At 58.6% G+C, this 4,269-nt stretch carries 4 protein-coding genes; 2 read left to right on the top strand and 2 right to left on the bottom strand.

Going from position 1 to position 4,269, the window contains the following annotated elements; all coding sequences use genetic code 11:
* Positions 1–178 precede the first annotated feature (178 nt).
* Complete coding sequence (locus tag WA354_RS15525; RefSeq protein ID WP_472813930.1) at positions 179–559, bottom strand: RidA family protein; 381 nt, start codon at positions 557–559, stop codon at positions 179–181.
* Positions 560–629: 70 nt separating this feature from the next.
* Entirely contained in the window at positions 630–1,154 is a 525-nt protein-coding gene (locus WA354_RS15530) for a DUF6982 domain-containing protein (RefSeq protein WP_472813931.1), read from the bottom strand.
* Between the two features lie 165 nt (positions 1,155–1,319).
* On the opposite strand from WA354_RS15530, the gene WA354_RS15535 reads away from it, so the two are divergent.
* Both WA354_RS15535 and WA354_RS15540 read left to right on the top strand, forming a co-directional pair.
* The gene (locus WA354_RS15535; RefSeq protein ID WP_472813932.1) at positions 1,320–3,320 is read left to right on the top strand and encodes a tRNA nucleotidyltransferase/poly(A) polymerase family protein; all 2,001 of its coding nucleotides are present in this window, start codon (positions 1,320–1,322) and stop codon (positions 3,318–3,320) included.
* An 89-nt stretch (positions 3,321–3,409) separates the two neighbouring features.
* The coding region (locus WA354_RS15540) for a C45 family autoproteolytic acyltransferase/hydolase (RefSeq protein ID WP_472813933.1) at positions 3,410–4,269 on the top strand (860 nt) is incomplete at its 3' end.

Below are 4,269 nucleotides of genomic sequence, written 5' to 3' on the forward strand. Positions count from 1 at the left end.
TGGCGACAAAGGTGATCTCCGACGGCCCCGCCTCCTCAATCCCTTTCACCCCGGTGACTTCGACTTCCGCGTTTCCGCGCAGCTCGGCGCCCAGCCGACTTGCAATCTCGCCAAGTTTCATCGAGGAGATTGTAACGGAAGGGGGCACGAGCGAAGACATCTGCTCTTGATTGAAGATTCAGGCCTCGGCTATGACTGCGATGGACACTTTCATACCAGGAATTCGAACGGGCAACTTCGCTCCTTGCCGCGCTGGCGGGTTCGACGGAAACCACTTGATCCATTCTTCATTCATTCCAGCGAAATCGTCTTCTTCAAGAATGATCACGGTGGCACTCACGACCCGGTCGAGGGAGGTGCCCGCGGCTTTAAGGATCGCGGATACATTCCGCAGACACTGCCCGGTTTGCTCTTGGATCGTTTTCCCAACGATCTTCCCAGACACCGGATCGTGGGGCCCTGTGCCGGAGACGAACACAAGACCGGCTGCCCGTACCGCCTGACTATAAGTTGGCGGAGAAGGCGGGGCGTCAGCGGTTCGAATGATGTCTCTAGACATTAAAAACACATCGTCTCACAGCTCCGCTTGGAGAGCTACGGCTTTTGACATCGCTGTGGCACCCTGAGCGCTACTCCGATTCAGGATCAGCAGGGAAGAGCTCGGGTTGACCGGCCTCGACCCTGCGCTTGCGCCCAACCGCCCCGATCAGGCCCACCACCTCCAGGGTCTGGATGGCCTGCCGGGGTACGTAGATGCGCTGCGTGTTCGACCGCGTATCCGGCGGGGTCACCAGCAGGCCCGCCCCGGAGATCAGCGACCGGTCGTTCGCGGCAATCCCTTCCAGCTCATCCCCGTCGTTCAACGTCATGCGCAGCCATAACCCCGCCGCCCGGGGCCGGACCGTGAACTTTTTCTGCAGTAGCCGTTCCGGGTTGGCCATGTCTGAACTTGAGGAAAAATCACGCACATAGCAAACCCACTTCACGGCTTCCCAGCCGATTGTAAGCACTTTTCCGGTGAGATCCAGGACCTCCAGGGCGGGGGAGTCCTGACCGAAGGCGGAGCCTGCATAGCCGACGTACCACTCGCGGGAGAACTTGCGCACAATCACCGGCTTACGAGCGGAGCCCATGGCATGGATTGTCGCACGCAACGACCCGTCTGCACCCCGAAAAGTCGCAAAACTGGTGCCAAACGCACTGTTCAATTGAGTTTAATTATGATAAGGTACTCATTTGCAACCTCTGGTGAATCGTAGCGTAAGCATAACGTCCTCAGAGACTTGCCTTGGTTTTTGCATGGGGAAGTAGGAACGGAAATGCCCGACTACATTTACCTTCTTGAGCACCGGCTTTCAGCCGATCAGCAGAATGCCCTGCGGCAGTTACGCGAAGTGTCCCGCGAAGCGGGTATCCTCCTTTTTCTCACCGGGGACGCCGTTCGCGACCTTACCAGCGGCCATGCGGTTCGCGATATCGAAGTCGCCATTCAGGGCAATGCGCTCAAGCTCAAAAAGGCCCTTGAAAAGCTTGGCGCCAAAACCTGGGGCGAAGACGAGGCATCCCGCTCCCTTTACCTCTGCTTTCCGGGCACCGTCCGAGTAGACCTGGTCAGCACTCACAGGCGCGATTATCCGCACCCGGGAAAGCCTGTTTTCCACTTCTCGTCCATCCAGGATGATCTTCGCCGGCGCGATTTCACCGTGAATGCCATGGCGATCTCCCTCAATGAGGGCTCATTTGGTCTCCTGATGGACCCCCTGAACGGCGCCGCTGACATTGAGGCGCGCACCCTCCGCCTGGTTTCAAACTACGGATTCCTCGAAGAACCGTCATTCCTCATTCGCGCCACGCGTTACATCGCGCGACTTGCCTGGGATCTCGATCCGCGCACGCAGCAGCGCTACGAGAACGCCAAGGGTGAGAACGTCATCGATTCTCTTTCCGCGCACGATCTCAGCCAGGAACTCGAACAGATCGGCCATGAAGACGATGGTCTCAAGGTCCTCCGTGCTCTCGAGGCTGAAGGTTGGATGAAAGTACTTTTTCCGGCTTGGACTCCGGCAAAAGCGGACGAAGACAAGCTCACTGCACTTCACGACCTGCGCGTCCAATTGCAGATGCAGGGAGTGCATCCCGACATGTCAGCGGGACAGATGCAGCTGCTGACCGCGAAGATGGCGCCGAAAGATCTTTCCGCGTTGAAGAAGCAATTGCTGCGCCCGGGTTTTGTCGAGGAGTGGAACAGCCTTGACTCGCTTGCCGCTGGATTCGCGAAGGTACTGCTGAACAAAGCCAACGCAACGCCGTCCGTGGCCTACAAGCTGTTTATGACGTACGATCCTGAAGCGGTTCTCTGGCTCGGCTTCACCAGCAAGGAAAACGCCGTAAAAGCCAAGTACGAGGCTTTCCTGAAGACCTGGCCCGAGGCGCGTCAGCGCATTCCATACCTGCAGATGCAGGAGATGCGCATCACGCAGGAACTCGCGACCTACAAGGACATCGTCCACCAGGTCTTTCTGCAGTTGATCGACGGCGGCCTGAATACGCCCGAGGAGATTAAAGCGTTCCTCGAACCCCATTCGCCACCCGCTCCGCCGCCGCAGGTCACCATCAAGCGCACCCGCGCCAAACGCAACGTCGAGAAGATCAAGGAGAAATCTTTCGACGATGATGAAGAGGCGGAAGACGGAGATGAAGAGGATCTCGACGATATCAGCGTCGGTGCTGACGACGAAGAGATTGATCTCGGCCTGGCTGTCCCCAAGGGCGGTGACCTCGACGAAGAACTCGGCGACGTAGAAGAAGGCGAATCCGATGAGGGCGAATCGGACGACGAGGACGAAGACGAAGAGCCGGTGCGCAAAGGACAAAGCAAGGCGTCAGCCGCAAAACCCGGCAAAGCAGCCGCTCAAAAAGCTGATGCGCATGCCGCCAAGGCGTCCGTTCAGAAATCCGCAACAGCGGCAAAACAATCTCCTGCTGGAAAAGTGCCCCCTCCAGCAAAAGGGAAGCCTGAGCCGCAAAAGCCGGAAAGGGCAAAGGCCGCGCCTCCAGCGCCGGCAGCAAAGAAGCCGTTACCGCCTCCTGCTAAAGCCGCGCATCCGCCAAAACCCGCACCGCACGCCAAACCCATCGCCAAGAATCATGCAAAGCCTGCAGTCAAGGCGGCCCAGGTCAAGGCGCACGCCAAGCCTGCGCACAAGGCAGTTCCCGCCAGGAAGCCCGCTCCTCCAGCCAAGGCGAAACCGCACGTGGCGGCCAAGCCGGCAAAAGCGGTGGCCAAAAAACCTGCGTCCAAGAACGGCAAAAAGCGTTGATCCGAATCGTGCGAGCAGTCGAAACCGCTAGCCCGCACGATTTAACCTGCTATCCTCGATTCACAATCCAGACATCCGGAGAACCCTGAATGGCACGCTCGTTTCCCCGCGCCGCTTTGCTCTGTCTGCTGTGTATCTTCCTCGCTCCTGTGTCTCCCGCACTGGCAAAGCGGATTGCCCCCGCTGCTCCTGCCACTGAGACCAGCGGCCCAGGCTATCGTTTCGATCGCGGCGGCTGGAAATATGTGCATCTTGAAGGCACGCCCGAGCAGATCGGCTTCCAGCACGGCCAGCTTCTCGCAGCCGAAATCGCAGACTTGCTCAACGTGACCAAGCTTGAATCGCAGCACGACACAAAGCGCGACTGGAACTTCTACCGCGAAGCGAGCCGCAAGATGCTCTGGCCGCACATCGAGGCCGAGTATCAGCAGGAACTCACTGGCATCGCCAAGGGCGCGCAGTCCAAGGGCGTAAAAGTCGACGTGTGGGACATAGTCGCTCTCAACGGCAGCATCGAATTGCCTTCTTACTACGTTCCCTGGCTCAACAAGCGCGAACACGCCGCGAACGCTCCGCTCATTCGTCCGGATGGCCACTGTTCCGCGTTCATCGCAACGGGGAGCTACACAAAGGGAGGCAAGATCGTCATCGCGCATAATAACTGGTCGAGCTACGCCGACGGCGAGCGATGGACGGTGATGTTCGACATTCAGCCCGAACACGGACACCGCATGGTGATGGATGGGGAACCGGGCGTGATCACCAGCCAGGACGACTTTGGCGTGAACGACGCAGGCCTCATCATCACAGAAACCACGATCACCCAATTCATCGGCTGGAATCCCGATGGCATCCCTGAGTTCGTGCGCTCGCGCAAGGCCATGCAATATGCAAGTTCCATCGACGAATACGTCGCCATTATCAAGGAAGGTAACAACGGCGGCTACGC

The sequence above is a fragment of the Occallatibacter sp. genome, from assembly GCF_049802275.1.
Lineage (GTDB): Bacteria > Acidobacteriota > Terriglobia > Terriglobales > Acidobacteriaceae > Telmatobacter.